Genomic DNA, 24,572 nt, shown 5'->3' on the forward strand with positions numbered 1-24,572 from the left:
CGACGGCATCACTGCCCATCGCGGTTTTTTTACACCCCAGAATCAGTAATGGGGGGGCGGTGCTTCTTCTTCACTGGCCTGGTACTGGCCGACCATTTCTTCGTAGCGCTTGAGCAGCGCCGCCATTTGCAACTGCAGGCGTTCAACCACGCGCTGCTGCTCGACCAGCACATCGTTCAAGGCCAGCAAGGTATCGTCCTGAAAGGCCAGCCGACTTTCCAACTCGGTCACCCGCGCTTCAAGGGTCATGATTCAAGCCTCCATGAACTGAAAATCGTCAACCAATACCTCGGCAAGGCGCAAACGAACATCGGCCAACTGTTGTGGCGAATATTCAATCGCAGGCTTATTGCCCCAAACAGGCGCCGGCCAGGCCGGATCAGTGCGACGACGAACAATGACGTGCATATGTAGCTGGCTAACTACATTGCCGAGGGTCGCCACATTCATCTTGTCGGCGGCAAAGGTATCCTTGAGCACCTGCGCCAAGGCTGTAGTTTCTTTCCAGAGTTGCTGCTGATCTTTGTCATCAAGTTGAAATAATTCGCTGATATCCGCACGGCGCGGCACCAGGATAAACCAGGGATAGTTGGCATCCTTGCTCAGCAGCAGGCGACATAGTGGAAAGTCCCCCAGGCACAAGGTGTCTTGTTGAAGACGTTGATCCAGAACAAACACAGCGAAATCTCCTACAACAGCACAATACCTCGCCCACGCAAGCACCGCGAGCCACAGCCAGCAGGATACTCCTGATCGGCTGCCGGGGCATTGCCTGCTGCCGTATAAATGAAGAGACGCACTGTTTTGGCCCCATACCGGCTGAAAAAAGGCCTGCAGACGAACGGGTGTTACGGTGCCCGATCGATAAAACGCTACTTTTCGCACCAAAATGAAGCCACCCATCCCCTCCTCGCCCACCGAACATCCACAAACTACTCAGCTTTAGCCTTCAGCGGTAACGCTTTGACTTTACGGGCAACTTTTTCAGTTATTCCATGGCAAGCGCCGACGGCTAACCAAAGGTTCTTTGACCCCCGGTTTCTCGGCACCTGGCCGCCCTGCACTGCAGAAAAGTGAAAATTTCGTGAACCCTGTTCGATTTTGTGCACGCTTGTTGCATTGTCATCCACCACAGTCGGCACGCCATCTGCATTGAAGCGGTGAGCGGCGACAAATAACAACAGCTGCATGGGGTAACCAGGGAGTTTCAGAAGGTGCGGGCTAGCGTTTTTTACCTATCCTTAAACCGCCTGAAACAGCGCTGGAGTTGTACGGCCCGCGAAAAACGGGGCGTGATTTGCGACAAGGACATAACGGTTAGCGACATGACCGTAAAGTTACCGAAAGGTTCTTTGCCCCCATATCGCCAACGATGGTCAGCGTGATATACATTTCCGCCGACACAAAAAGAAAGAGCCGCGCTGTATAAAAAAATCAAACAGCGACGGCAGTACTCTTCCTAAAAACCAAAGGAGCAAATCACGATGCGCGTGATGAAGTGGAGCATAATCGCCCTGGCTGTTGCAGCCGGCACCTCGCAGATGGCAGTGGCCTCTTCTCAGGATGAGTCCAAGGGCTTCGTTGAAGATAGCAAACTTAGCGTCAAGACCCGCATGCTGTATTTCAGCCGCGACTTCCGCAACAACGCCAGCGACGAACAAAGCCGCCGTGAAGAAACCGGCCTGGGCTTCCTCGGCACCTACGAGTCGGGCTTCACCCAAGGCACCGTGGGCTTCGGTGTTGACGCCATCGGCATGCTCGGCCTGAAACTGGACAGCGGCAAGGGCCGCGCCGGCACCGGCCTGTTCCCGCAGGGCGAGGATGGTCGTTCGCAGGACGACTACTCCAAAGGTGGTGCAGCCGCCAAGTTCCGTATCTCCGACACCGTACTGAAAGTGGGTGACCAATTCACCGCACTGCCAGTATTCGCGACCGACGACAGCCGCCTGCTGCCGGAAATCGCTCAGGGCGCACTGATCACCAGCAACGACATCAAGGGCCTGACCCTGCACGCTGGCCGCTTCACCAGCCTCACCGCGCAAGAACAAACCAACCGCGACAGCCTGCACCTGACCAAGGCCGACGTATTCGGCGGCACCTATGCCTTCACCGACACCCTGAGCACCAGTCTCTACTACTCCAAGGTCGAAGACTACTGGCGCAAATACTACGCCAACGTCAACTGGGCGCTGCCGATCAATGACGAGCAAGGCCTGGTGTTCGACTTCAACATCTATGACACCAAGAGCGACGGCGAAGGCAAGGTTCGTACCTTCGACGGCGAAACCAAGCTGGACAACCGGGCGTTCAGCCTGTCGGGCGCCTACAACATTGGCGCGCACACCTTCACCCTGGCCTACCAGAAAGTTACCGGTGACGGCGACTATGCCTACGGTGTAGATGGCGGCGGTACCATTTTCCTGGCTAACTCCATCGCCCGTTCCGACTTCAACGCCGAAGACGAGAAATCCTTCCAGGCTCGCTACGACCTGAACATGGCCAGCTACGGTGTGCCAGGCCTGAGCTTCATGACCCGTTATGTCAAAGGTACCGGCGCCAACGTCGAAGGCACCGACAACGGCAAGGAATGGGAACGCGACATCGAGGCCAAGTACGTCCTGCAGGAAGGTCCGGCCAAAGACCTGAGCTTCCGCATTCGTCAAGCCACCTACCGTTCCGGCGACGGCGTTTACTACGGTTCGCCATCGATCGACGAACTGCGCCTGATCGTCGAGTACCCGCTGAGCATCCTGTAAGCCTTAGGCTTTCAGTATCCCCAGTACGAAGAAGCCCGGCACTGCCGGGCTTTTTCTTGTCTCGATTCGGGCTGACAACGCCTTCGCGCTCCGGCATCCTGTACGTCACCGAATCGCCCCCGTACAATGCGGGGTCATTTAAAGTCTTAAGCAACCGACAACGGCCTACCATGCGCACCAGTCAATATTTGCTCGCTACCCAGAAAGAAACTCCTTCCGACGCGGTCGTCATCAGCCATCAGCTGATGCTGCGTGCCGGCATGATCCGCAAGCTCGCATCCGGCCTTTATACCTGGCTGCCGATGGGCCTGCGGGTAATGCGCAAGGTCGAAGCCGTGGTCCGCGAGGAAATGAACGCCGCTGGCGCCCTTGAAGTGCTGATGCCGGCCATCCAGCCTGCCGAGCTGTGGCAAGAGTCCGGCCGCTGGGAACAGTACGGCCCCGAGCTGCTGCGCCTCAAGGACCGCCACGGTCGCGAGTTCTGCGTGGGCCCGACCCATGAAGAGGTCATCACCGACCTTGCCCGTAACGAACTCAACAGCTACAAACAGCTGCCGCTGAACATGTACCAGATCCAGACCAAGTTCCGTGACGAGATCCGTCCGCGCTTCGGCCTGATGCGGGGTCGCGAGTTCATCATGAAGGACGCCTACTCCTTCCATGCCGATCCGGCTTCCCTGCAGGAAACCTACGATCGCATGCACCAGGCGTACAGCAACATCTTTACCCGCCTGGGCCTGGACTTCCGCCCAGTGCAGGCTGACACCGGCTCGATCGGTGGCAGCTACTCCCACGAGTTCCACGTGCTGGCCGAGTCCGGTGAAGACGATGTGATCTTCAGCGACAGCTCCGACTACGCCGCCAACATCGAGAAGGCCGAGGCCATCCCACGGGAAACCGAGCGCCCTGCGCCGACCGAAGCGCTGCGCCTGGTCGACACTCCGGACGCCAAGACCATCACCCAACTGGTCGAAAACTATGCGCTGGCGATCGAAAAGACCGTCAAGACCCTGATCGTCCACGCCGCCGAAGAAGGCAAGCTGATTGCCCTGATCGTCCGTGGCGACCACGAACTCAACGAAATCAAGGCCGCCAACCTGCCAGAGGTTGCCAGCCCGTTGGTCATGGCCAGCGATGAAGAACTGCGCAACGCCATTGGCGCCGGCGCCGGTTCCCTCGGCCCGCTGAACCTGCCGCTGCCATGCATCATCGACCGTTCGGTCGCCCTGATGAGCGACTTCGGCATTGGCGCCAACATCGACGACAAGCACTACTTCGGCGTCAACTGGGAGCGTGATCTGCCGGTTCCGCAAGTGGCCGACCTGCGCAACGTCGTCGAAGGCGACCCAAGCCCGGATGGCCAGGGCACCCTGGTGATCAAGCGCGGCATCGAAGTCGGGCACATCTTCCAGCTCGGCACCAAGTACAGCGAAGCACTCAAGTGCCAGGTGCTGGGCGAGAACGGCAAGCCGGTGACCCTGAGCATGGGTTGCTACGGTATCGGCGTATCGCGCGTGGTTGCCGCAGCCATCGAGCAGAACTACGACGAGAACGGCATCATCTGGAGCGATACCCTGGCACCGTTCCAGATCGCCCTGGTGCCGCTGCGCTACGAAACCGAACAGGTTCGCGAAGCCACCGACAAGTTGTATGCCGAACTGACCGCCGCCGGTTTCGAAGTGCTGCTGGATGACCGCGACAAGAAAACCAGCCCGGGGATCAAGTTCGCCGACATGGAACTGATCGGCATTCCACACCGCATCGTGGTCAGCGACCGCGGCCTGGCTGACGGCAACCTGGAATACAAGCACCGTACCGAGCGTGACGCACAGCCGCTGCCAGTGGCCGAGGTGCTGTCGTTCCTGCAAGCCCGCATTCGTCGCTAAGCCAACGCAAGAGTAATCATGTTCAAGCGAAGTACCATCAACCTGGGGGGTGCCGCACTGTGCGGCGCCCTGCTCCTCAGCGGTTGCGCCAACCAGATGTCCCAGCGCAGCGAACATGAGGAGCGCATCGAGCGCAAGCTGCTCGAACACAGCCTGCAGATCGATGTCGGAGACCCCAAGGTACTCGAACTGCCGCAGCGGCGTGTGCGCATCCATGAGCAGAAGAACTTCGAAGTCACCGAGTTCGAAGTGACTCGTCGCTACGATCGCTACACGCCTTACCAGCCCTGGCGCGAAGTCTACGAGATTCCGCTGGGCGCGGTGGCGGTGGTTGCCGGTGTCGGCGCCAACGTGGTCAACGTCTTTGCCCTGGGCAACCTGCCCGACAGCGTTACCCGTGACTGGTTGAGCTATGGCTTCGACGGCCTCAACCCGTTCATGAACGCCCAGTCCAACGGTCGTGCGCAGCAGAACCTGGCAGGCATCACCGAGGTGCAGAAGGACAAGCGTCAGGAGTACGCCAGCGTGCCGTGGAGCGAGCGGCCGGTAACGGTCAAGGCTGGCAAGGTGAATCACGAGCTGACCACCGACCGTAATGGCGTACTGCAGCTGAACCTGCTCGACAGCCCGTTCAGCGAGCAGAACCTGACCCATATCGGCACCCTGCACCTGCAGGTGGCGGATGAAGACAACAATGTGCGTGGCGATGCCAGCCTGCTGATCAGCAGCAACTTGCGCGGCAAACTGGTGGAAGCCCACGAACTGATTTTCGATGACCTGGAAGACGATGAAGTCAGCCAGTGGGTGCATCGGGTCAAGCGTCTGTCGGAGCTGGGCCTGGAAGAAGAAGCCAGTGAACTGGAGCAAAGCCTGATCGAGCTGACCCGCAACGATCCGGAGCTGCAACAGGAATTCCTCAAGTCGCTGACCAAGGACGCTGGCCGCCTGGTTGCCGACCCCGGCGTACACTGACCTGCGCGTTACCCGGATAGCGCCAGCCTGCTGGCGCTGCCCTCCTCAGTCCTGAGTGAACAGTTCCAGCTGTTCATGGGCGCCGCGCAAATCCTGCAAGCGCACGCCGATCCCCAACAGCCTCACCGGCTTGCCACCACGGGCAAAGGCCTGGCTGAGCAATTGCTGATAGCTGCCAAGGTCACGCCCCGCCCCTGACTGTTCAAGCGTGGTCTGGCTGAAATCATGGAACTTCACTTTAACGAACGGCTTGCCCGGGCGATAACTGTCGTCGATACGGGCCATACGCCCGGCGAGGGTTTCCATCAGCTCCGGGAGTTTCTCCAGGCAGCTGGCCAGGTCCGGCAGATCGGCATCGTAGGTGTTTTCCACGCTGACCGACTGACGACGGCTGTCGTTCTGTACCGGTCGGTCATCGATCCCTCGCGCCAACCCCCACAGCCGCTCACCAAAACTGCCGAATTCACGGGCCAGGGCCAGACGGCTCCAGTCACGCAGCTCCAGGCAATTGCTGATGCCCAGGCGGCCCATCTTATCGGCGGTGACCTTGCCTACCCCGTGCAGCTTGCTGACCGGCAAGGCGGCAACAAAGTCCTCGACCTCATTGGGGGTGACCACAAACAGCCCATTGGGTTTGCGCCAGTCGCTGGCGATCTTGGCCAGGAACTTGTTCGGCGCGACGCCGGCTGACACGGTGATGTGCAACTGCTGGGCAACCCGACGGCGAATATCCGCTGCAATGCGGGTGGCGCTGCCGGCGAACCAGGAACTGTCCGACACATCCAGGTAAGCCTCATCCAGTGACAAGGGCTCGATCAGATCGGTGTATTCGCGAAAGATGCTGTGAATTTCTCGCGAGGCTTCCTTATAGGCATCCATGCGCGGCTTGACGATCAGCAGGTCCGGGCACAGCTTGAGGGCATGCCGCGAGGACATCGCCGAACGCACCCCGAACGCCCGCGCCTCATAGTTGCAGGTGGCGATCACCCCACGCCGCTCCGCCGAACCGCCCACCGCCAACGGCCGCCCGACCAGACGCGGGTCGTCGCGCATTTCGATGGCGGCGTAGAAACAATCGCAGTCGATATGGATGATCTTGCGTTGAGACATAGGTAGCGTAAGAACAGGTTTAAAGTGATGTAAGCAGTATCTCACCCGATAGCGGCCCATGCATCACAACTAATTTATTCTCCGGCAGATACCCTGCAAGGCCCGCCCCAGCTAGCCTGCAGCCCTTTTCGGGCGCCCTAAGCGATTGAAGGGAAAAGGATTTCTGTAAATGAGCTATTGACAGCCACGGGCAAAACTGTAGAATCTCATTCCACAGGCGCGGGATGGAGCAGCCTGGTAGCTCGTCGGGCTCATAACCCGAAGGTCGTCGGTTCAAATCCGGCTCCCGCAACCAGATTCAGGAAAGGCCACTCTCACGAGTGGCCTTTTTCTTTGCCCGAAATAAAGCTCCAGGCAATTTTTTATTGTAAATCAACAATTAAGCGTTGACAGCCAAGCCCAACGCTGTAGAATCCGCCCCACAGACGCGGGATGGAGCAGTCTGGTAGCTCGTCGGGCTCATAACCCGAAGGTCGTCGGTTCAAATCCGGCTCCCGCAACCAAACAACAGAAAAGGCCACTTTGAAAAAAGTGGCCTTTTTTGCGTCTGTACCTCAAGCAATTCCCCTTACCGCGCCCTCCCCCTGCCGTTCAGGCAATATGAAACTTCTTTAACTATCCTCAAGGTGCTCAGCGGCCCGATCATACCGGCCATTACATCTCCATAGGGATTGGTACTTTGACCGGATACACCCTGCTTGTCGCGCGCAAGCCACGAGGTGGTTGATGCGCACCCAGACACCCGAAACACAAGCTCCTGTTACTGCCGCACTGCCCAATGCCGAGCATCGCCTGCGCTGGCTCGAACGCCTGAGCAAGTATCGCCAGCCCATCGGCCTGGGCGTGACCTTGCTGCTGTTCGCTGTCGCACTGATCGCCTGCCGTCATCTGCTCAGCGAGCTGGACATCTATGCCCTGCACGATTCGCTGCTCAGCGTGCCGCCAGCAGCATTGGCCGGCGCGTTGCTGGCCACGGTTGCAGGCTTTGTCATACTGCTCGGTTATGAGTGGTCGGCCAGCCGCTACGCCGGCGTTCAGTTGCCGACGCGCACCCTGGTCATGGGCGGTTTCAGTGCCTTTGCCATCGGCAACGCCATCGGCCTGTCGCTGCTGTCCGGTGGTTCGGTGCGCTATCGCCTGTACGCCCGCCATGGCATCGGGGCCGCAGAAGTGGCACGGATGACCCTGTTCGCCAGCCTGTCCCTCGGCTGCGCCTTGCCGCCCCTGGCGGCATTGGCAACCTTGAGCAACCTGCCTGCCACCGCTTCAGCCTTGCACCTTTCGCCTGCGCTGCTGGCAGCGATCGCCCTGGCAGTACTTGGTCTGAGCGCGGCGCTGGTCTATGGCCTTTACCGTCGACGACTGCCCGAACAACCATTGGCTGACAACCTGCTGGTGCAAGCAGGCCGGCGCACCTTGCGCCTGCCCGGCGCGCGCCTGAGCCTGCTGCAACTGCTGATTACCGCCCTGGACGTTGCCGCTGCCGCCACGGTGCTTTACCTGCTGTTGCCGGAGACGCCGCCATTTGGCGCCTTCCTGCTGGTGTATCTGCTGGCGTTGGCGGCCGGGGTACTCAGCCATGTGCCCGGCGGCGTCGGGGTCTTCGAGGCGATCCTGCTGGCGGCCTTTGCCGACCAGCTGGGGGCTGCACCGCTGGCCGCCGCCCTGCTGCTGTATCGCCTGATCTACGTGGTATTGCCACTGCTGCTGGCCTGCGTCCTGTTGCTTGCCAGCGAAGCCAGGCGCCTGCTGTTTGCCCAGCAGGCGATCAGGGCGGCGTCCGGGCTGGCAGCCCCGGTGCTGGCGGTGCTGGTGTTTCTCTCCGGCGTGGTGCTGCTGTTCTCAGGCGCCACGCCGGAAATTGATGAGCGCCTGAAACACCTGGGGTTCCTGGTGCCGCACCGCTTGATCGACGCCTCGCACTTCGGCGCCAGCCTGATTGGCGTACTGTGCCTGCTGCTGGCCCAGGGCCTGCGGCGGCGCCTGTCGGCCGCCTGGATACTGACCACCATCCTCTTGCTGGTCGGCGCCCTGCTCTCGCTGCTCAAGGGCTTCGACTGGGAAGAGGCCAGCATCCTGACCTTTACCGCCTGCCTGCTGGCCGTCTTCCGGCGCTCCTTCTACCGCCCCAGCCGCCTGCTGGAACTGCCGTTCTCGCCGGTTTATCTTGCCGCGAGCGCCTGCGTACTGGGCGCGTCGGTATGGCTGCTGCTGTTTGCCTATCAGGATGTGCCGTACAGCCATCAACTCTGGTGGCAGTTCACCCTCGACGCCGATGCCCCACGCGGCTTGCGCTCGGCACTGGGCAGCGCGGTGCTGCTGGTGATCGTCGCCCTGACCTGGTTGCTGCGCACCGCACGGCCAGTCATCCACCTGCCCACGAGCGAAGAGCTGCAACGCGCCAACGCTATCCTGCAAGCCTCCGATCAACCCGACGGCGGCCTGGCACTGACCGGCGACAAGGCCTTGCTGTTCCACCCCAATGACGATGCCTTCCTCATGTATGCCCGCCGTGGTCGCAGCCTGGTGGCGCTGTATGACCCGATCGGCCCGGCTCATGAGCGCGCCGAGATGATCTGGCAGTTCCGCGACCTGTGCGACGTGCATCACGCCCGCCCGGTGTTCTACCAGGTGCGCGCGGAGAACCTGCCCTTCTATATGGACATCGGCCTGACCGCAATCAAACTGGGCGAAGAGGCCCGGGTCGACCTCAAGCGCTTTGACCTCGACGCCAAAGGCAAGGAGATGAAAGACCTGCGCTACACCTGGAACCGCGGCGGCCGCGACGGTCTCAGCCTCGAAGTGCACGAGCCGGGGCAAGCCCCGCTGGCAGAACTCAAGGCCATCTCCGATGCCTGGCTCAGCGGCAAGAACGTGCGCGAGAAAGGCTTCTCCCTTGGCCGCTTCAGCCCTGAGTACCTGCAACACTTTCGCATTGCCCTGATCCGCTTCGAAGGGCGCCCGGTAGCGTTTGCCAACCTGCTGGAAACCCGCAGCCTGGAACTGGCCAGCCTCGACCTGATGCGCGCCCATCCCGAAGCGCCGAAGCTGACCATGGAATACATGATGATCGGCTTGATCCAGCACTATAAGCAGCACGGCTATGGGCGCTTCAGCCTGGGTATGGTGCCCCTTTCCGGGCTGCAACCACGGCGCGGCGCGCCACTGACCCAGCGCCTGGGCTCGATGGTGTTCCAGCGCGGCGAGCAACTCTACAACTTCCAGGGGCTGCGCCGCTTCAAGGACAAGTTCCAGCCGGACTGGGAACCTCGCTACATGGCCGTGCCGGCCGGACTCGATCCGCTGGTGGCACTGGCCGACACCGCCGCCCTGATCGCGGGCGGCCTGACTGGATTGGTGAAACGCTGATGATTCGACGTTACTGGCTGTATCTACTGGTACCCCTGCTGTTGGCCTTGCTGGCTGCCGCCCTGGGCTTCTGGCTGTGGACCCGCCCGGCTCCCGAGGCGAGCCTGGAACACCTGAGCCTGAGCGATGGCAGCAGCCTGATCCGGGTCAACCCGGGCACCCGCGCCAGGGCGCGAGTGGCCATCGCCGTACCCCAGGACCAGGCCCTGAGCGAGAAGCAACTGCTCGACCTGAGCCAGAGCGGTGAAGCGCAGATGGTCCAGGTGATCCTTCCACCTGCCGATTGCAGCAAGCAGCAGCAAGCCCTTCAGCAGGCACTGCAACAACTCCAGGGCACCCCGACCCTGGTGGCCGGGATCGGGCCTGGAGCGGCCCAGGCCTGGAACTGGCTTGCCAATCAGACCGATGACAAGGCCCAGGCAATCTCGGTGGACTTCACGCTCGAACAACCCGGCTGCGCCACGCCGCTGCCCAAGTCTGCCGCCCACGGCCACTGGAGCGTGGCCTGGAACGACAACCCGGATGACGCCAGCGCGGCCTTCGTCCGCGATCAGCCGAATGCCGAGACCAGCATCAGCGACTATGACATCCATCTGCCGCAAGTGCTCAAGGCCCAACTGACCCAGGCGCTGGTGGGGGAGGATGGCAACGCCATGAGCATCCCGGTGGTCGAGGTGCCTGCCGGGCAGACCACCGATACCGTGACCCTGTTTCTTTCTGGCGATGGCGGCTGGCGTGACCTGGACCGCGACGTGGCCGGTGAGATGGCCAAGCTCGGCTACCCGGTGGTCGGCATCGACACCCTGCGCTACTACTGGCAACACAAGACCCCGGAACAGAGTGCCATCGACCTCTCCGAACTGATGCAGCACTACCGGCAGAAGTGGGGCACCAAACGTTTCGTGCTGACCGGCTACTCCTTCGGTGCCGACGTGTTGCCGGCGATCTACAACCGCTTGCCAGCCGAAGACCAGAAGCGCATCGATGCGGTGATCCTGCTGGCCTTTGCCCGCAGTGGCAGCTTCGAAATCGAAGTCGAAGGCTGGCTGGGCAATGCCGGCAAGGAAGCACCGACCGGGCCGGAGATGGCCAAATTGCCGGCCGCCAAGGTGGTCTGCGTGTATGGCGAGGAAGAGGCGGACGAGAGCGGCTGTACCGACCATACCGCCGTCGGCGAGCGCCTGAAGCTGCCCGGCGGGCATCACTTTGACGAAAACTACCCGGCGCTGGCCAAGCGCTTGATTGGTGACATCGAGAACCGCCAGGGCAAGACCAGCGTCGCCGAGCAGAACTGAACGCCCCATCGCGGGTCAAACCCGCTCCTACAGTGGCCCTGTGTGCACCGAACCTGTGGGAGCTGGTCTTGCCAGCGATGGGCTGCACAGCAGCCCCGACCACTGGCAACTCAGATTTCGACCTGAGTCCCCAGTTCGATCACCCGGTTCAACGGCAAATTGAAGAACCTCAAGTTGCCGTTGGCATTCTTCAGCAAAAAGGCAAACAACAGCCCCCGCCAACGCGCCATGCCCACCAGCCGCGACGCAATCACCGTCTCGCGGCTGAGGAAATAGGTGGTACGCATCGGGCTGAAATCCAGCCCTTCCAGATGACACAGCTTCAACGCCGCGGGCACATCCGGCTCGTCCATGAAGCCAAAGTGCAACAGCACCCGGTAAAAACCCTCCCCATACGCCTCGACTTCAAAGCGCTGCTGCGCCGGCACCCGTGGGGTGTCCTCGCTGACCACGGTCAGCAGCACCACCTGTGAATGCAGCACCTGGTTGTGCAACATGTTGTGCAGCAAGGCATGGGGCACGGCATCCGCCCGCGCAGTCAGGAACACCGCAGTGCCTTCGACCCGATGCGGCGGCTGCACGCGAATGCTGCCGATGAACAGCGGCAGCGGCAAGCTACCTTCGTCCAGGCGCTCGACCAGGATCTGCTTGCCGCGCTTCCAGGTGGTCATCAGCACGAACAGGACAATCCCCGCCAGTACCGGAAAAGCCCCACCCTGCACCACTTTCGGCACGTTCGCGGCGAAGAACAGGCCATCGACAAAGAGAAAGCCCAGCAGGATCGGGACCGCCAGCAATGGCGGCCATTTCCACAACAGCAGCATCACGGTGGACACCAGCAAGGTGGTCATCAGCATGGTTCCGGTCACGGCCACGCCGTAGGCCGACGCCAACGCCCCGGAAGACTCGAAGCCCAGCACCAGAAGGATCACCCCGACCATCAGCGACCAGTTCACCGCTCCGATGTAGATCTGCCCCTGCTCGTCGCTGGAGGTGTGCTGGATCTGCATGCGCGGCACGTAGCCGAGCTGGATGGCCTGACGGGTCAGGGAGAAGGCGCCGGAAATCACCGCCTGGGAGGCGATTACCGTGGCCAGGGTGGACAAGCCGACCAACGGTATCAGCGCCCAGTTCGGCGCCAGCAAGTAGAACGGGTTGCGCGCCGCCTCCGGGGTCTGTAGCAGCAAGGCGCCCTGGCCAAAGTAGTTGAGTACCAGCGCCGGCAGCACCAGGGCGAACCAGGCGCGGGCAATGGGTTTGCGACCGAAATGGCCCATGTCGGCATACAGCGCTTCAGCGCCCGTCAGGGCCAGCACCACGGCGCCGAGAATGGCCACGCCCATGCCCGGATGGACGATAAAGAAGCGCACTGCCCAGACCGGGTTGAAGGCCTTGAGCACCTCCGGGCTCTGGAGGATGCCATGCACGCCCAGCGCCCCCAGCACCACGAACCAGGTGACCATCACTGGCCCGAAGAGAATACCGATGCGCGCGGTGCCGTGCTTCTGGATCAGGAACAGCGCCACCAGCACGATCAACGCCACTGGAATCACCCAGTGTTCGATACCCTCAAACGCCAGCTCCAGGCCCTCTACCGCCGACAATACCGAAATCGCCGGGGTGATCATGCTGTCGCCATAGAACAGCGCCGCACCGATCAGCCCGCAGCCGACCATCAATACCTTGAGTTTCGGATAAGGCGCCGAGGCGCGCCGGGCCAGGGCGGTAAGGGCCATGATGCCGCCCTCGCCCTGGTTATCGGCGCGCAGGATGAACAACACATACTTGATCGAAACCACCCAGATCAGCGACCAGAGAATCAACGCCAGGATGCCCAGCACCCCATCATGGTTGACCGGCACCCCGTAACCGCCAGAGAACACCTCCTTGAGGGTGTACAACGGGCTGGTGCCAATATCGCCATAGACCACCCCCACTGCCGCCACCAGCAGGCTCAGCGGTTTCGCCGATGAATGCCCGCTATCGGTCTGACTGCTTGCCTGAACCATCCACCACTCCCGCAACCAAGACCCTTGAGGCCGGTAAGATTCGCGCCAGACGCTATGATTTCTGCTACGGCGCCGCCGGCACTGCCAGGACCCGACACAAACGCAGGCATATCGCCGCGAAGCATAGCTGAGCGTTCGTCGTATTTCTGCTGGTCAAGTGACTTTGCGCTCGCTAGAATTGCGCACTTTTTGATCAGAGGCGCCCAAAGCGCCCATCAGGTTTGCCCGCCTGCCCGGCCCCGCAAGCCCTTCAACACCGAGGTTAGTCATGTCCACCACCCCTACGCCCACCCCGCCCAAGGTCGGCTTCGTTTCCCTGGGTTGCCCCAAGGCCCTGGTCGATTCCGAGCGCATCCTGACCCAGCTGCGCATGGAAGGTTATGAAGTCGTGCCCACCTACCAGGACGCCGACGTGGTGGTGGTCAACACCTGCGGCTTCATCGACAGCGCCAAGGCCGAGTCCCTGGAAGTGATTGGCGAAGCCATCAAGGAAAACGGCAAGGTCATCGTCACCGGCTGCATGGGTGTCGAGGAAGGCAGCATCCGCGATGTGCACCCGAGCGTGTTGTCGGTGACCGGTCCCCAGCAGTACGAGCAGGTGGTCAATGCCGTGCACGAAGTCGTGCCGCCGCGCCAGGACCATAACCCGCTGATCGACCTGGTACCGCCTCAGGGCGTCAAGTTGACCCCGCGCCACTATGCCTACCTGAAGATTTCCGAAGGCTGCAACCACAGCTGCAGCTTCTGCATCATCCCGTCGATGCGCGGCAAGCTGGTCAGCCGTCCGGTCGGTGAAGTGCTGAGCGAGGCCGAGCGCCTGGTCAAGGCCGGGGTCAAGGAGATCCTGGTGATCTCCCAGGACACCAGCGCCTACGGCGTCGACGTCAAGTACAAGACCGACTTCTGGAACGGTCGCCCGGTCAAGACGCGCATGCTCGAGCTGTGCGAAGCCCTCAGCAGCCTGGGTGCCTGGGTGCGCCTGCACTATGTGTACCCGTACCCGAACGTCGATGACGTGATCCCGCTGATGGCAGCCGGTAAGATCCTGCCGTACCTGGATATCCCGTTCCAGCACGCAAGCCCCAAAGTGCTCAAGTCGATGAAGCGCCCGGCCTTCGAAGACCGCACCCTGGCGCGCATCAAGAACTGGCGCGAGCAGTGCCCTGAGCTGGTGATCCGTTCGACCTTCATCGTCGGCTTCCCGGGTGAAACCGAAGAAGACTTCCAGTACCTGCTCGACTGGCTGACCGAAGCCCAGCTCGATCGCGTCGGCTGCTTCCAGTACTCGCCGGTCGAAGGCGCCCCGGCCAACGACCTGGGCCTGGACGAAGTGCCGGACGACATCAAGCAGGAGCGCTGGGACCGTTTCATGGCCCATCAGCAGGCCATCAGCACCGCACGCCTGCAACTGCGCATCGGCAAGGAAATCGACGTGCTGATCGATGAAGTCGAAGAAGAAGGCTCGGTTGGCCGCAGCTTCTTCGATGCCCCGGAAATCGACGGCAACGTGTTCATCGACGGCAACCACGGCTTCAAGCCGGGCGACACGGTTCGCTGCCGGGTAACCGACGCCGACGAGTACGACATGTGGGCCGAACCGATCTGATTCGGCGCCGATAAAAAAGCCCCGCCAGCAATGGCGGGGCTTTTTTTTGCAACTATCGTTTCCTCAATTGCCCCGAGGAGAGCACCGCCATGCGCAGGCAGATGACCGTGCAGACGCCCAGCCTCAGCGACTACCCGGAGCTGGCGCGGGTGTGGGAAGCCTCCGTGCGTGCCACCCATGACTTTCTCCCCGACAGTTACATCTGCCTGCTGCGCGAGCTGCTGCTGAGCCAGTACCTGGACGCGGTGATGCTGATTTGCTGCAAAGACGCCAGGCAGCGTATCCGCGGCTTTGCCGGGGTCGCCTGCGGGCGGGTGGAGATGCTCTTCATCGACCCCGAGGCACGCGGCCAGGGCCTGGGCTCACGGCTGCTGCGGGTGGCCATTGACGAGCTGCACGCCGAGCAACTGGACGTCAATGAGCAGAACGCCCAGGCCCTTGGCTTCTACCTGCACCAGGGCTTTGAGGTGGTCGGCCGCTCGGAAACGGACGGCATGGGCCAGCCCTACCCCCTACTTCATATGAGGCTAATTCGTACGCAGTCTGCCCGCTCCGGCTGAAGGCTTGTGTAATCTTCCTCTGAAATGCCGCGAAACAGCAGATTAATGGTCGGATCGACGAATGTTCCCGGCCCCAAGCCAGCCGGGGCAGTTACAATAGGCACCTTTCCCTGTGCCTACGGCTGTCGTCATGTCTGAACCCATTCGCCTTTCCAAACGCCTCATCGAACTGGTCGGTTGCTCCCGGCGGGAGGCCGAACTGTACATCGAGGGCGGCTGGGTCACGGTTAACGGCACCGTGATCGACGAGCCGCAGTTCAAGGTCACCGAGCACAAGGTCGAACTGCGCCAGGGTGCCAAAGCCGAAGCCCTGGAGCCGGTCACCCTGCTGCTCAACCAGCCCGCCGAACTGGACGTCGACAGCGCCTGTGCCAGCATCAGCGCCGACACCCTCTCGCAAGAGCACAGCTACAGCCGTCGTCCGCTCAAGGGCCACTTCGCCCGCCTGAGCTGCGCCGCGCCATTGCAAGAAGGCGCCAGCGGCCTGCAGGTGTTCACCCAGGACTGGCGCGTGACCCGCAAGCTCAATGCCGACCTGGCCAAGCTCGAGCAGGAATACATCGTCGAAGTCAGCGGCGAGATGATTGCCCACGGCCTGGAACGGCTGAATCGAGGCTTCAACTGGAAGGGCAATGAACTGCCAAAGATCAAGGCCAGCTGGCAGAACGAAACGCGCTTGCGCATGGTCCTGAAGAACCCGCCCGCCGGGCTCATCAACCTGCTCTGCAGCAGCGTCGGGGTCACCCCGGTGAGCATGCGCCGGATCCGCCTGGGCGGCGTCGCCATGAGCAAGCTGCCACTCGGCCAGTGGCGCTACCTGGCAACCAGCGAAAGATTCTAAGCAACACGGCGCCGTCACCCGGGCGGCGCCCCTGAACAGGATTGTCCCAATGATTCACAACGATGTACTGCGCAGCCTGCGCTACCTGCTGGACGTCAACGACGCCAAGCTCACCGATATCATCAAGCTGACCGGCTTCGAGGTGTCCACTGCCGATATCGCCGCCTACCTCAAGAAGGAAGACGAAGAAGGTTTCGTGCGCTGCCCGGACGAGGTCATCGCCTATTTCCTCGACGGTCTGGTGATTTTCAAGCGCGGCAAGGACGACAGCCGCCCGCCGCTGCCGATCGAACTGCCGGTGACCAACAACATCGTCATGAAGAAGCTGCGCGTGGCCTTCGAGCTGAAGGAAGACGACCTGCACGCGATCCTCAAGGCCGCCGACTTCCCGGTGTCCAAGCCGGAACTCAGCGCGCTGTTCCGCAAGGTCGGGCACAACAACTACCGCCCCTGCGGCGACCAGCTGCTGCGCAACTTCCTCAAGGGCTTGACCCTGCGGGTTCGTGGCTGAAGCGGCGATGAACTACAGCGTCGCACCGATCGGCTACGTCCGCTCCTGCTTCAAGGAGAAATTCGCCATTCCGCGCCAGCCACAGCTGGCGCCGGCTGCCCGTGGGGTGCTGGAGCTGCTGGCGCCCTATGACAATGGCGAGGCGGTGGCCGGCCTGGAGCAGGTCAGCCATGTCTGGCTGCTGTTCCTGTTCCACCAGGCCCTGGAAGACAAGCCACGGCTGAAGGTGCGCCCGCCACGGCTGGGCGGCAACAAGTCCATGGGCGTGTTCGCTACCCGTGCGACGCATAGGCCCAATGGCATTGGCCAGTCCGTGGTAAGGCTGGAGAAAGTCGAGGCAGGGCGCCTTTGGCTGTCTGGCATCGACTTGCTCGATGGCACGCCGGTGCTCGACATCAAGCCCTATGTCCCCTACGCCGACGCCGTGGCCGTGGCAGTCAACCAGATGGCCGACGCGCCGCCTGAGGCGATAGCGGTACACTGGAGTGATGCGGCCCTGCCCCAGGCCCGCGAGCACGCCTTGCGCCTTGCCGAGCCGCTGGTGGAGCTGATTGAGCAATGCCTGGCCCAGGACCCGCGCCCCGCCTACCAGGTACCACCGCCCGAGCGCGTGTACGGGGTGAAGTTCTGGGATGTGCAGGTGCGTTGGCACTACCCGCAGCCGGATCAGATCCGGGTGCTGGAAGTGGTGATGGACCTGTAGGTAGCGTCTTGCGCTTCATTGGGCCTGGCTGGCGAGCCAGTGGGAGCGGGCTTGACCCGCGATGAGGCCAGTACAGCCAGCACATCAGGTATCGCCTGGATTGCGACCGCTTCGCGCTCGATCGCGGGGCAAGGCCCGCGCCCACAAGTCCGCGGCATGCAGACCCGCTACTTCAGGCACAAAAAAAGCAGGCCGAAGCCTGCTTTTTTGTTTTCAGCGCCGCTTACTTCTCGACGAATGCACGCTCGATCAGGTAATCGCCTGGCTCGCGCATACGTGCCGAGATCTTCAGGCCGAAGCTATCGAGCACTTCACTGGTCTCGTCGAGCATGCTCGGGCTACCGCAGATCATCGCGCGGTCGTCCTGCGGGTTGATCGGTGGCAGGCCGATGTCGCTGAACAGCTTGCCGCTGCGCATCAGGTCGGTCAGACGGCCCTGGTTCTCGAACGGCTCGCGGGTCACGGTCGGGTAGTAGATCAGCTTGTCACGCAGGGCCTCACCGAAGAACTCGTTCTGCGGCAGGTGCTCGGTGATGAATTCGCGGTAGGCGACTTCGTTGACGTAGCGCACGCCGTGGACCAGGATGACTTTTTCGAAGCGCTCGTAGGTTTCCGGGTCCTGGATGACGCTCATGAACGGCGCCAGGCCAGTGCCGGTGCTCAGCAGATACAGGTGCTTGCCCGGGTTCAGGTCGTCGAGCACCAGGGTGCCGGTAGGCTTCTTGCTGATGATGATTTCATCGCCTTCCTTCAGGTGCTGCAGCTGGGAGGTCAGCGGGCCATCCGGCACCTTGATGCTGAAGAACTCCAGATGCTCTTCCCAGTTAGGGCTGGCAATCGAATAGGCGCGCATGAGCGGGCGGCCGTTTGGCTGTTGCAGGCCGATCATCACGAACTGACCGTTCTCGAAGCGCAGGCCCGGATCGCGGGTGCACTTGAAGCTGAACAGGGTGTCGTTCCAGTGGTGAACACTGAGGACACGTTCGTGGTTCATGTTGCTCATGTACGGGCTCCTGAAGAAAAACGCGGCGCTAAGCGAGAGCGCGATTGCGCAATAGTTTAGTGCCAGCGACAATATCTGTTAAATGAATTATCAAGATATGTCTTATCGGTTATATAGATATGCGATTTACCCTTCGTCAGCTCCAGGTGTTCGTTGCCGTGGCCCAGTACCAAAGCGTCTCGCGGGCCGCCGGGATACTGGCGTTATCGCAATCGGCCGCCAGTACATCGATCACCGAACTTGAGCGCCAGTCCAGTTGCCAGCTGTTCGACCGCGCCGGTAAACGCCTGAGCCTCAACGCCCTGGGCCATCAACTGCTGCCCCAAGCGGTGGCCCTGCTCGACCAGGCCAAGGAAATCGAGGACCTGCTCAATGGCAAGTCCGGTTTCGGCTCGCTGGCGGTGGGTGCAACGCTCACTATCGGCAATTACCTGGCCACCCTGTTGATCGGCAGCTTCATGCAGATCCACCCGGAAAGCCAGGTCAAGCTGCATGTACAGAACACTGCGCATATCGTGCAACAGGTTGCTCACTACGAAATTGATCTGGGTCTAATCGAAGGCGACTGCAACCACCCCGACCTGGAGGTCCAGCCCTGGGTCGAAGATGAGCTGGTGGTGTTCTGTGCGCCTCAGCACCCCTTGGCCAAACGCGGCCAGGCGAGCATGGAGGAGCTCACCCATGAGGCCTGGATCCTGCGTGAACAGGGCTCGGGCACCCGCCTGACCTTTGACCAGGCCATGCGTCACCACCGCTCCAACCTCAACATTCGCCTGGAACTGGAGCACACCGAGGCGATCAAGCGCGCGGTCGAGTCGGGCCTGGGCATTGGCTGCATTTCGCGCCTGGCCCTGCGCGATGCCTTTCGTCGCGGCAGCCTGGTGCCGGTGGAAACCCCGGAACTGGACCTGGCCCGACAGTTCTTCTTCATTTGGCACAAGCAGAAGTACCAGACGTCCGCCATGCGCGAGTTTCTCGAACTGTGCAGAAGCTTTACTGCCGGCGTCAGCCGCAGCGACGAGATCGTCCTGCCGACCATCGCTTAAAGCAGGATCACCGCCCAGACCAGGCCGACCATGCTCAGGGCGACGAGCTGGGCGGCACTGCCCATGTCCTTGGCGTTCTTCGACAAGGGGTGGCGATCGAGGGAAATACGGTCGATCGCTGCCTCTACCGCTGAATTGAGCAATTCGACAATCAGCCCCAGCAAGCACACGGCGATCAGGATCGCCCGCTCGGCGCGGCTGACATCCAGCCAGAACGCCATCGGGATCAACAAGACGTTGAGCAGCACCAGCTGGCGGAACGCTGCCTCGCCGGTGAACGCGGCGCGCAGGCCATCGAACGAATAGCCGGCGGCATTGAAAATACGTTTAAGGCCGGTCTGGCCCTTGAAAGGCGACGACATAGAAGGTCACTTCATCCACTGAAAACGCTGCAGCCTAGTGTAGGCGGGGTTAAAAAAGCGTGAAGGCCAAAGGCCTTAACCGGCTGAAACCGATTCCAGTTGTTGCAGCAGCAAGGCGGCCTGGGTCCGGGTACGTACGCCGAGCTTACGGAAGATCGCCGTGACGTGGGCCTTGATGGTGGCTTCCGAGACGCTCAGCTCGTAGGCAATCTGCTTGTTCAACAAACCTTCACAGACCATGGTCAGCACCCGGAACTGTTGCGGCGTCAGGCTCGCAAGACCTTCACTGGCGGCCTTGGCCTCAGCAGACACATCGACTTTCTCGAAAGCCTGCGGCGGCCACCAGACTTCACCGTCGAGGACCTTCTGCACGGCGTCCTGAATCACTTCCAGGGGGCTGGACTTGGGAATGAAGCCACTGGCGCCGAATTCACGAGACTTCACCACGACCGCGGCTTCTTCCTGAGCCGAAACCATCACCACTGGAATCTGCGGATACTGACCGCGCAGCAGGACCAGGCCGGAGAACCCGTAGGCTCCAGGCATGTTCAGGTCCAGCAGCACCAAGTCCCAGTCGGCCTTTTCAGTCAGGCGGGTTTCCAGTTCGGCGATGCTTGCCACTTCAACCAGACGTACATCCGGGCCCAGGCCCAGGGTAACGGCCTGGCGCAGCGCGCTGCGAAACAGCGGGTGGTCATCGGCAATCAGGATTTCGTATGTGGCCATCGATCTAATGATCCTGTTCTGTGCAGGCGCAGGAAGGAAGAATAGGCGCCTGGCGGGCAACTCGGGGCTACGGCGACGCCGTATGCCCAACAGGCACATCGAGGCCAGGAAAAACAGCGTTTCAAGCCTTCGTCGTGCCCGAATCGGCGCCAAGGATGCCGAGCCCGGACCGGGTGGTCAAGTTCAATACCCGCCGCGCTCGCCGACCCTGGCCACCAATCTGCCCATTATGCAACAAAGTCCCGCGCCTGCCCCTTGTACTATAGGAAGGTATGCAAACGCTGGTGCACGGTATCCTGCTCATCCAGCGGCAATTGATGCTTGGCGCTCAGGTAATGGGTGGTAAACACATCCAGGTAGGCGTCCAGCGCTTGTGCTGCGCGTTGATCACCAGCCAGCTCCAGGCACATGGCCGCCACTTCGGCGGTGCAGAAGTGATCGTCACGCTTGGAGCGGCGCAGGCGATAGCGCGATATCTGCTCAGGTTGCAGGCTCAGCACCGGGAAGCGGTTGAGGTACGGGCTCTTGCGAAACATCTTGCGTGCTTCGGTCCAGGTGGCGTCCAGCAGAATGAACAGCGGACGCTTGCCCGGCGTACGTACCACCTCGTTGACCACCCGCCCAGGCTCGACGAACTCGCCGGGGAAGACGATGTAAGGCTGCCAGTGCGGTTGATCGAGCAAGGCCAGCAGCGACTCGTCGACGGCCGTTCGCTGCCAGCCGAATGCCGAGGTGTCGGCAATCAGGTCGGCGATCAGCCAACCGGTGTTGGTCGGCTTGAGTGGCTCGGTGTCATGCATCAACAGGCAAATGCCCGAGTCGGCCGGCACTTGCGGGCGCCAGGCGCATAGGCAATAGCTGAAAATGACCCGGCACTGCGGGCAGCGTGGCGCCCGAGAGCCGCGGGCAACGAAGGGTTTGACACTGCGTGCCAAGCGTTCGGCGCGCAGGCGCGATACGGCATGGCTCATGACTGGGCGCAACGTAAGCAAGAAAGGGATGGCACTGCACGGACTCGGCAAGACGGGAAACCCACGCAGTTTATCAGAGCCTGCTTACGGGTTGAGGGGAATTGCCGTGCAGCTATAGCGGCGACTCCCTATAATCTTCAACCTGTCGCTACCCGCTGGCATTGCCGTTGCGCCGTGACGGAACACCGTGCGCCGTTGTTGGTCCAATTGCCAGTTACCGAACCAGGAGAGATACATGCTGCGTTTCATCGTCCCGTCCCTGAGCCTGTTGCTCGCCCTGCCCCTGGCGGCCAATGCCGCGTCCAAGCAGGAATACGAGCTGAGCCAGATGCTGCAAAAAGTTGCCACGCAGAGCAGCGTGGGCACGCCGCGGGCGATCAACGAAGACATCCTCGACCAAGGCTATACCGTTGAAGGCAAACAACTGATCAACCACCTGAGCGTACGCGCCAGCCACGCCCAGCAAATGCAGGCCAACCCGGACAAGGTTCGCGACCAGTTGGGCGCCAGCGTGTGCAAGAACAGCGGTTTTCGCCAGTTGCTGGCCAAAGGCGCGGTGTTGACCTATCGCTTCACCGAGTACAAGAGCAACCGCATGGTGGGTGAACAAGCGTTCAATGCCGCCAGTTGTGGCCTGACCGTCAAGAAGTAACCGCCTTAGGCAACCCGCTCCCTGTCGCGCCGTTGTTTTTCATCGGCGCGCAGTTCGGCCACCAGGGCCTGGATGTACCGCGAGTGCCGCTCCCCTCCCCCCAGCCGCCGCAGGCACTCCTGTTCAAGGCTCAGGTTATTGGCCTGGGCTGCACGCTCCAGCAACTGGTATAGCTGCTCGTCGAGCTCTAGATCAAGCCGTTGCATGTTGCAGCCTCCCTGCACCGCGACTGTCGCTCTGAACTTCAGTTAACCACCCTCGCGCAATGATTGGATCCCAGCTGACGAGCGGTCTGTGCTCAAGCGCCGCCTGGTGGCGTGTCTCGCTCGTATCATTCGGCATAAACGCGTGTCAGGGTCTAGATTGATAGCAACCACCCTTCATTTTTCGGGCAAGCAAAGGGGGTTGCCCAGCGACGCTTTGCGCACATGAAGAACAATAAGTTGTATAGACCCATTACCACTGCACTGAGACCTTGCAGGTCTACTGCACTGCTCGGGGGTCACACTCGAGCCACGGCAGCCAGCGACACATGCAGTGTCGCGGCCGGGCAGCCCATTGCAGCCCGGTCAGAGGTTTTGCTGCAGAAGGAGACGCTTGAATGCCTTACCAACCGAACGAACTGCTTTCGAACCACTTCAAGGACAACGGAATCGACCTGAGCAAGATTGAAGAACAACTGAACCTGGTTGCGCCCAACAGCCCTAACCTGCCGCTGTACCGCGATATGATGCTGACGGTCCTGCGCATGGCCCACGATGACCGCAACCGCTGGAACGCCAAGATTACCCTGCAGGCCCTGCGCGAGCTTGATCACGCCTTTCGCACCCTGGAACAGTACAAGGGTCGACGCAAGGTCACGGTGTTTGGCTCGGCCCGCACCCCAATCGAGCACCCGATGTATGCCCTGGCCCGCGAACTGGGCGCCACCCTGGCGCGCTCCGACCTGATGGTTATCACCGGCGCCGGTGGCGGCATCATGGCCGCCGCCCATGAAGGCGCAGGCGTGGAGCACAGCCTGGGCTTCAATATCACCCTGCCGTTCGAGCAACATGCCAATCCCACCGTGGATGGCACCGACAAGTTGCTGCCGTTCCACTTTTTCTTCATTCGCAAGCTGTTCTTCGTCAAGGAAGCCGATGCCCTGGTGCTGTGCCCGGGTGGGTTCGGCACGCTGGATGAAGCGCTGGAAGTCCTCACCCTGATCCAGACCGGCAAAAGTCCGCTGGTGCCAGTGGTGCTGCTGGACTCACCAGGCGGCACCTTCTGGCAGGATGCCTTGAATTTCATCACCCGCCAGTTGGAAGAGAATCGCTACATCCTGCCCAGCGACATGAAGCTGCTACGCCTGGTGTACAGCGCCGACGAGGCCGTGGAGGAAATCAACCAGTTCTACAGCAACTATCACTCCAGCCGTTGGCTGAAGAACCAGTTCGTGATCCGCATGCAGCATCCGCTCAGCGAAGCAGCGCTGTTTGATTTGCAGGAAGGCTTTGCGGACTTGCGCCTGAGTGGCCACTTCCATCAGCACGCTTATGGCGGCGAACACCATGACGAAGCGCGCTTCAGCCACCTGACGCGTCTGGCGTTTGCCTTCAACGGTCGCGACCAGGGCCGCCTGCGTGAATTGGTGGATTACATCAACCTGTCGGAAAACTGGGCCAAGCCTGAACCCATGCATACCACCCAGCGGGCTCGTGAAGCGCTGAAAGTTACCTAGGGTCAGTCATCCAGCCCTCGGCCGCTTAACAAGCGGCCGACAGCTTCCATGGAAAAACCACGGTAGACCAGAAAACGGGTTTGCTGTGCGCGGCTGCGCTGATCGGTCGGCAACTGACCAGCGAACTTGCGTTGCCAGACGTCCAGCAACCGCGCCAACCAGTCCACCCCACATTCACGCAGGGCCTGATCGATATCGCTACGGTGCAGCCCGCGCTGGCCCAGCTCTTCACGAATACGCGCCGGGCCATAGCCCGAACGTGAACGGTAGCTGATGAAGCTTTCCAGGTAACGGGCTTCGCTGAGCAGGCCCTCTTCCGTCAGACGGTCGAGCTCCTGGTCAATCAATTCGGGGGGAGCGCCGCGCTGACGCAACTTGCGCGTCAGCTCGACTCGACCGTGCTCGCGACGTGCGAGCAGGTCCATGGCTGTCCGCCTTACGGCGACGGGAGTATCGAGTACGGCGGACATGGGT

Annotated in this window: 24 protein-coding genes and 2 tRNA genes; 15 read left to right on the plus strand and 11 right to left on the minus strand. The window is 61.4% G+C overall.

From position 1 onward, the window contains the following. Positions 1–42 precede the first annotated feature (42 nt). The 3 genes from NLX68_RS07220 to NLX68_RS07230 all read right to left on the minus strand — a co-directional run bounded on the left by NLX68_RS07220 (position 43) and on the right by NLX68_RS07230 (position 1,190). Positions 43–249, minus strand: coding sequence for a SlyX family protein (locus NLX68_RS07220; RefSeq protein WP_010224728.1), 207 nt, complete (start codon positions 247–249; stop codon positions 43–45). A 3-nt stretch (positions 250–252) separates the two neighbouring features. Next, a complete protein-coding gene (locus tag NLX68_RS07225; protein ID WP_010224730.1) occupies positions 253–678 on the minus strand; it encodes an HIT domain-containing protein in 426 nt (141 codons plus the stop codon). Positions 679–932: 254 nt separating this feature from the next. Then, positions 933–1,190, minus strand: coding sequence for a hypothetical protein (locus NLX68_RS07230; protein WP_254283464.1), 258 nt, complete (start codon positions 1,188–1,190; stop codon positions 933–935). Between the two features lie 294 nt (positions 1,191–1,484). Here NLX68_RS07230 and NLX68_RS07235 point away from each other — a divergent pair, with 294 nt between their 5' ends. The 3 genes from NLX68_RS07235 (at position 1,485) to NLX68_RS07245 (ending at position 5,614) form a co-directional block, all read left to right on the plus strand. Continuing rightward, entirely contained in the window at positions 1,485–2,756 is a 1,272-nt protein-coding gene (locus NLX68_RS07235; RefSeq protein ID WP_254283465.1) for an OprD family porin, read from the plus strand. A 170-nt stretch (positions 2,757–2,926) separates the two neighbouring features. After that, on the plus strand, positions 2,927–4,642 hold the full coding sequence (locus NLX68_RS07240) for a proline--tRNA ligase (RefSeq protein ID WP_010224734.1): 1,716 nt from the start codon (positions 2,927–2,929) through the stop codon (positions 4,640–4,642). A gap of 18 nt (positions 4,643–4,660) precedes the next feature. Next, positions 4,661–5,614 (plus strand): hypothetical protein, encoded by a 954-nt coding sequence (locus NLX68_RS07245; RefSeq protein WP_010224736.1) that lies wholly within the window; start codon positions 4,661–4,663, stop codon positions 5,612–5,614. 45 nt (positions 5,615–5,659) lie between these two features. Here the strand turns inward: NLX68_RS07245 and dinB are convergent, their stop codons facing one another. Next, positions 5,660–6,724, minus strand: coding sequence for a DNA polymerase IV (dinB, locus tag NLX68_RS07250; RefSeq protein ID WP_254283466.1), 1,065 nt, complete (start codon positions 6,722–6,724; stop codon positions 5,660–5,662). A gap of 218 nt (positions 6,725–6,942) precedes the next feature. Between dinB and NLX68_RS07255 the strand changes: the two genes are divergently transcribed. From NLX68_RS07255 to NLX68_RS07270, 4 genes are all read left to right on the plus strand, one after another. Next, a tRNA-Met gene (locus tag NLX68_RS07255) sits at positions 6,943–7,019 on the plus strand. Positions 7,020–7,150: 131 nt separating this feature from the next. Next, positions 7,151–7,227 (plus strand) — tRNA-Met (locus tag NLX68_RS07260). Between the two features lie 223 nt (positions 7,228–7,450). Continuing rightward, the gene (gene mprF / locus NLX68_RS07265; RefSeq protein ID WP_254283467.1) at positions 7,451–10,093 is read left to right on the plus strand and encodes a bifunctional lysylphosphatidylglycerol flippase/synthetase MprF; all 2,643 of its coding nucleotides are present in this window, start codon (positions 7,451–7,453) and stop codon (positions 10,091–10,093) included. After that, complete coding sequence (locus NLX68_RS07270; RefSeq protein ID WP_254283468.1) at positions 10,093–11,388, plus strand: virulence factor family protein; 1,296 nt, start codon at positions 10,093–10,095, stop codon at positions 11,386–11,388. The genes mprF and NLX68_RS07270 overlap by 1 nt, the downstream gene beginning before the upstream one ends. A 110-nt stretch (positions 11,389–11,498) precedes the next feature. Here NLX68_RS07270 and NLX68_RS07275 read toward each other — a convergent pair whose 3' ends face one another. Then, positions 11,499–13,397 (minus strand): potassium transporter Kup, encoded by a 1,899-nt coding sequence (locus NLX68_RS07275; RefSeq protein ID WP_254283469.1) that lies wholly within the window; start codon positions 13,395–13,397, stop codon positions 11,499–11,501. Positions 13,398–13,665: 268 nt separating this feature from the next. On the opposite strand from NLX68_RS07275, the gene rimO reads away from it, so the two are divergent. The 5 genes from rimO (at position 13,666) to tsaA (ending at position 17,618) form a co-directional block, all read left to right on the plus strand. Further along, the gene (gene rimO, locus NLX68_RS07280; RefSeq protein WP_254283470.1) at positions 13,666–15,003 is read left to right on the plus strand and encodes a 30S ribosomal protein S12 methylthiotransferase RimO; all 1,338 of its coding nucleotides are present in this window, start codon (positions 13,666–13,668) and stop codon (positions 15,001–15,003) included. Between the two features lie 89 nt (positions 15,004–15,092). Beyond that, on the plus strand, positions 15,093–15,563 hold the full coding sequence (locus tag NLX68_RS07285) for a GNAT family N-acetyltransferase (RefSeq protein ID WP_100783011.1): 471 nt from the start codon (positions 15,093–15,095) through the stop codon (positions 15,561–15,563). Between the two features lie 130 nt (positions 15,564–15,693). After that, complete coding sequence (locus NLX68_RS07290; RefSeq protein WP_010224753.1) at positions 15,694–16,404, plus strand: rRNA pseudouridine synthase; 711 nt, start codon at positions 15,694–15,696, stop codon at positions 16,402–16,404. A 49-nt stretch (positions 16,405–16,453) separates the two neighbouring features. After that, on the plus strand, positions 16,454–16,915 hold the full coding sequence (locus NLX68_RS07295) for a DUF1456 family protein (protein WP_010224755.1): 462 nt from the start codon (positions 16,454–16,456) through the stop codon (positions 16,913–16,915). Positions 16,916–16,922: 7 nt separating this feature from the next. Next, positions 16,923–17,618 (plus strand): tRNA (N6-threonylcarbamoyladenosine(37)-N6)-methyltransferase TrmO, encoded by a 696-nt coding sequence (tsaA, locus tag NLX68_RS07300; RefSeq protein ID WP_254283471.1) that lies wholly within the window; start codon positions 16,923–16,925, stop codon positions 17,616–17,618. Positions 17,619–17,841: 223 nt separating this feature from the next. Here the strand turns inward: tsaA and fpr are convergent, their stop codons facing one another. Beyond that, positions 17,842–18,621 carry a ferredoxin-NADP reductase gene (gene fpr, locus NLX68_RS07305; protein ID WP_003222277.1) on the minus strand — a complete coding sequence of 260 codons (780 nt, stop codon included), beginning with the start codon at positions 18,619–18,621 and terminating at the stop codon, positions 17,842–17,844. Positions 18,622–18,740: 119 nt separating this feature from the next. Here fpr and NLX68_RS07310 point away from each other — a divergent pair, with 119 nt between their 5' ends. Further along, a complete protein-coding gene (locus NLX68_RS07310) occupies positions 18,741–19,667 on the plus strand; it encodes a LysR family transcriptional regulator (RefSeq protein ID WP_010224761.1) in 927 nt (308 codons plus the stop codon). Here the strand turns inward: NLX68_RS07310 and NLX68_RS07315 are convergent. The 3 genes from NLX68_RS07315 to NLX68_RS07325 form a co-directional block, all read right to left on the minus strand. Further along, positions 19,664–20,029, minus strand: a complete 366-nt coding sequence (locus tag NLX68_RS07315; protein WP_010224763.1) for a diacylglycerol kinase — start codon at positions 20,027–20,029, stop codon at positions 19,664–19,666. The two genes, NLX68_RS07310 and NLX68_RS07315, sit on opposite strands and share 4 nt — an antisense overlap. Before the next feature lie 75 nt (positions 20,030–20,104). Next, entirely contained in the window at positions 20,105–20,755 is a 651-nt protein-coding gene (gene erdR, locus NLX68_RS07320; protein ID WP_010224764.1) for a response regulator transcription factor ErdR, read from the minus strand. A gap of 260 nt (positions 20,756–21,015) precedes the next feature. Next, a complete protein-coding gene (locus NLX68_RS07325; RefSeq protein ID WP_254283472.1) occupies positions 21,016–21,726 on the minus strand; it encodes a tRNA-uridine aminocarboxypropyltransferase in 711 nt (236 codons plus the stop codon). A 235-nt stretch (positions 21,727–21,961) separates the two neighbouring features. Here NLX68_RS07325 and NLX68_RS07330 point away from each other — a divergent pair, with 235 nt between their 5' ends. Then, entirely contained in the window at positions 21,962–22,378 is a 417-nt protein-coding gene (locus tag NLX68_RS07330) for a quorum-sensing-regulated virulence factor family protein (RefSeq protein ID WP_010224766.1), read from the plus strand. Between the two features lie 5 nt (positions 22,379–22,383). Here the strand turns inward: NLX68_RS07330 and NLX68_RS07335 are convergent, their stop codons facing one another. Next, positions 22,384–22,584: a hypothetical protein gene (locus NLX68_RS07335; protein ID WP_010224767.1), complete on the minus strand. Its 201-nt coding sequence runs from the start codon at positions 22,582–22,584 to the stop codon at positions 22,384–22,386. Positions 22,585–22,979: 395 nt separating this feature from the next. Between NLX68_RS07335 and NLX68_RS07340 the strand changes: the two genes are divergently transcribed. Further along, positions 22,980–24,098 carry an LOG family protein gene (locus NLX68_RS07340; RefSeq protein WP_254283473.1) on the plus strand — a complete coding sequence of 373 codons (1,119 nt, stop codon included), beginning with the start codon at positions 22,980–22,982 and terminating at the stop codon, positions 24,096–24,098. 2 nt (positions 24,099–24,100) lie between these two features. Here NLX68_RS07340 and recX read toward each other — a convergent pair whose 3' ends face one another. Further along, positions 24,101–24,568, minus strand: coding sequence for a recombination regulator RecX (gene recX, locus NLX68_RS07345; protein WP_254283474.1), 468 nt, complete (start codon positions 24,566–24,568; stop codon positions 24,101–24,103). Positions 24,569–24,572 lie beyond the last annotated feature (4 nt).

This window comes from Pseudomonas sp. SBB6 (assembly GCF_024213215.1).
Lineage (GTDB): Bacteria > Pseudomonadota > Gammaproteobacteria > Pseudomonadales > Pseudomonadaceae > Aquipseudomonas > Aquipseudomonas donghuensis.